This window comes from Streptomyces sp. NPDC004561 (assembly GCF_053602155.1).
The window spans coordinates 1-3,297 of the sequence record NZ_JBSGDB010000715.1 but is presented as its reverse complement, the minus strand read 5'-3'; the positions used below and the strand labels follow the sequence as shown (position 1 = coordinate 3,297).

Sequence of the window (3,297 nt, the reverse complement as noted above, 5' to 3'; positions counted from 1 at the left end):
TGCGCAACACTCGCTCGCGTTGCACCTCCAGCGCAGGAGTCAGTGCGTCGATGAGCTCGCGGAGCTGTTGGCGGGTCATGCCGGTCAGTTCAGGGCCGTCCAGTGGCAGTCGGCCAGGATGGCGCGGACGCCGCTGCCTGACCGGCAGCAACGGCTCGATCCGCCCCCACAGGTCATCCGGCACCACCCACGGAGGACCGTTCCCCTTCCCCATGACTCGTTCAACGAGCCAGCCAGGAAGGGGATATGGCTACGACCAGGCTCTCTATTAGGTGCTCTGACTCCCGCAGCTGACGGCCCGAAAATAGGGTGCAGTCGGCTGAGCTGGGGTGATAGGTAAGGGATGTGACAGAGAGTCTTGAGTATTCCGCCCTGCTGCAACTGATCGATGAGCGGTCGGCCGCGTTCCGGAGTGCGGTTGCCGCTGCGCCCAGCCTTGACGCGCCGGTGCCGTCCTGCCCCGAGTGGACGTTGTTCGATCTGGTGCAGCACCTGGGGACGGGCCAGCGCTGGTGGGCCGCGATCGTCGCCGCGGGCCCGGCCGAGGCTCCGCCGGCCAAGGATGCCGCGGAGGTGCCGCGCGAGCTCGAGGCGCTGCTGGCCTGGTACGCCGAGTCGAACGAGCTGCTGCTGAGTGCGCTGCGCGAGGCTGGCCCGGAGCGGGAGTGCTGGGCGTGGTGGGGCGCCGGCGTGTCGCCGGCGAATGCCCGGGGCGTTGCCCGGCGCCGGGTGCACGAGGTGCTGGTGCACACCTACGACGCCCAGCTCGCCGCAGGCGCCGTGCAGCCGATGCCGGCGGACGTCGCGATCGACGGCGTGGCCGAGTTTCTCGACACCTGCAACTCCACCCCGGCACCCTGGCCGCACGAGGCCGCCACCATCCACTACCACGCCACCGAGGGCCGCTCCTGGCTCCTCGCGCTGGACGGCACCGGCGCCTGGCCCGCACCCCTCACGGACGGCGCCTCGCCCGCCTCCGCTTCGGCCACGGGCACGGCCGAGCAGCTGCTCCTCTTCGTCTGGGGCCGCCTCACGCTGAGCGACCTGAAGATCGAGGGCGACCAGCAGGTGTTCGAGCAGCTGATCGCCTGGGAGCCCGAGGAGTAGTCAGTCAATACCGCCGGCGGACGGCCTCGATGACGTCCGCGTCGGTGAACATCGCGAACAGCTCCGCCTCCGCGCGACGGACGGCCAGTACGCCCTCGTACAGCTCGGGCCCGAGCGCCTCCCGCAGCACTGCCGACTCAGCCAGGAAGGGGATATGGCTACGACCAGGCTTTCTGTTAGGTGCTCTAAGTTGGCGGCGCAGGTCCCCGCCGACCAGTCTTGGAGCAGTGCATGTCCTCGTTGGATGAGTTGCGTGCCCTGCTGGGCGAACCCGTCGGCCGGCAATCGAACCCGGACGACTGGAACGAAGTCCAGCAATACGTAGGTTCCGCTTTGCCCAGCGACTTCAAGAGATTCCTCAATGCCTTCGGCAGCGGGTCCATCTCCGGTGAGCTCGTTGTCTTCCACCCGCATGGATCAAGCCCGTTGCTGGAGCGCATGCGCAAGACGCACCAGACGTTCACTGAGCGTCGAGACAGAGCCCTGAGCATTGGGGACTCCGAGCATGTCCCGTACCCCTTTCACCCCGAACCCGGTGGACTGATTTCGTGGGGGTACGACCACAGTGGTGACGAGCACTTCTTCCTGCCCTGCGACCCAGACCCGGACCGGTGGAAGGTCGTCACGATGGTCCATGAAGAGGGCTGCGAGACCTTCGACGGCCCGTTCTCGACCTTCGCGCTCGCGTTCGTGCGGCGGCTGCTCGACGTGGACCGCTACCACGGCATCGACCCGGAAGCCCTGGAGTACCTGGAGCCGGAGGACCTTGAAGAACTGGTCGCCGCCGGTCAGATCGGCCCCGTCCAGCCGAGCTTCGAGCCGTTCTGAACGGAGCGGCCCCGGACGACTCTCTGGCAAGAAATCCCTCTCCACCAGAGGCTTCGTGTGCTTGTCCATTCGTCCGGGCTGGACGCGTCCAGTTCTGCGCTTCGCTTCCTCGCCGCCCACCTGAGAGAACGCCGGCAGGCTCTCGGCGCACCCGATGGCGACGCCTGAGCGTGGGTCGGCCGCCTGCTCTGGGCGTCTCCGGCCCTGCCCGGGGCCGTCCACGATGTCCACGCGGCCCAGGAGCACGGCATCGTCGACGCGTTCGCCCAGGCCGGCGTCCCGTGCTGGGCCGACAAGGGCTACCAGGGCGCCGGAGGCACATTTCCCGTTCCCTGCCCCCGCAGGTGGGAGACCGGTCCCACGCAAAGACCCGAGCCGTCGTCGAGCAGGCCCTCTCCACCCTCAAGTCCTGTCTTTGTCGCCCGGCCGCCCGAAGTGCCTTCGCGTGGCCGTTGTGATCACTGCGGTGGCGCATTAACCTGCTTTGTGGAAGGCGGACTTGTCAGGCGCCTTCCCGCCGCAACGCAGTTCGGGGTGTCAGGGTCCAGCGAGGAAGATTCGCGGTACCGACCCGCCCGGTGCACGTGTTGCGGTCGAGGTGAGACCGGGGGGGTGCGGGCCCGACGTCCCGCTAGGGCGCCGAGGGCGGCGTCAACACGCCAACCGAATATGCGGCCTGGACGTCGGCAGGGCCTCAGCTGATCACTTGGACACTCGACAGGGTGCGGTGGTCGATCTGAGACCTGCCACACGCTTGCTCAGTTCGGCCACCCTCACAGAAGGGAACCGGGCAAGTGGACTCTCAGGCCGTCCTCTGGTTGCTGGCATGGGGTGGCGTGCTGTCAGTACTCCTCTTCGTTCTCCAAGGCCTCGTTCGTCAGCTCAGCGATTTCGTCGACGCGTGCCGCCCCCTGATGGAGAAGCTCCGGGGGCGAGCGGGCACGGATCGCCGGACGGGAGTTTCGCGCCGCAGCGGATCGACTCCGGCACGGGGGCGTTCTCCTCGTGGCCGGGAGGGTGAAGAGGGTTCGTGATGTCAGGCAATGCGTCGGGGGCGGATGAACCCGCCGCCGAGTTCACCGACACCGGCATCAGCACCGGGATCGAGGCGGAGGACATCGGCGGGGCCGGCCGGACACCCGCCGGCCCCGAACCTCATCGACGTCTTCCCCTGGAACCCGACGACCGCCCTCTTTGCTCCAGCGACTCAAGCGCGATCTCATCGACCTGCAACCGCACTTCCAACCCCAGTCGGGCTCTGAAACGAACCTGCACAGAGTCGGCTGATCGAGTCACAGCTGCTCCAGATCGCGCCGGCCACGCCGTACGTGGCGGAGGAGGCGGACGAGTCGTGGTCCTCCC

General features: G+C 67.9%; 3 protein-coding genes and 2 pseudogenes. 3 read left to right on the top strand and 2 right to left on the bottom strand.

What is annotated here, in order from left to right:
* Window positions 1-214: pseudogene (locus ACWEN3_RS44130) on the bottom strand (hypothetical protein); the annotation flags it as partial.
* A 131-nt stretch (window positions 215-345) separates the two neighbouring features.
* Between ACWEN3_RS44130 and ACWEN3_RS44125 the strand changes: the two are divergent.
* Window positions 346-1,107 carry a maleylpyruvate isomerase family mycothiol-dependent enzyme gene (locus tag ACWEN3_RS44125; protein ID WP_452983687.1) on the top strand — a complete coding sequence of 254 codons (762 nt, stop codon included), beginning with the start codon at window positions 346-348 and terminating at the stop codon, window positions 1,105-1,107.
* A gap of 4 nt (window positions 1,108-1,111) precedes the next feature.
* Here ACWEN3_RS44125 and ACWEN3_RS44120 read toward each other — a convergent pair whose 3' ends face one another.
* Window positions 1,112-1,237, bottom strand: coding sequence for a hypothetical protein (locus ACWEN3_RS44120; RefSeq protein ID WP_452983684.1), 126 nt, complete (start codon window positions 1,235-1,237; stop codon window positions 1,112-1,114).
* A 101-nt stretch (window positions 1,238-1,338) separates the two neighbouring features.
* Between ACWEN3_RS44120 and ACWEN3_RS44115 the strand changes: the two genes are divergently transcribed.
* Together ACWEN3_RS44115 and ACWEN3_RS44110 are read left to right on the top strand one after the other, a co-directional pair.
* Entirely contained in the window at window positions 1,339-1,935 is a 597-nt protein-coding gene (locus ACWEN3_RS44115; protein WP_452983681.1) for an SMI1/KNR4 family protein, read from the top strand.
* A 177-nt stretch (window positions 1,936-2,112) separates the two neighbouring features.
* Window positions 2,113-2,345 (top strand): annotated as a pseudogene (locus ACWEN3_RS44110) (transposase family protein); the annotation flags it as partial.
* Between the last annotated feature and the right edge of the window lie 952 nt (window positions 2,346-3,297).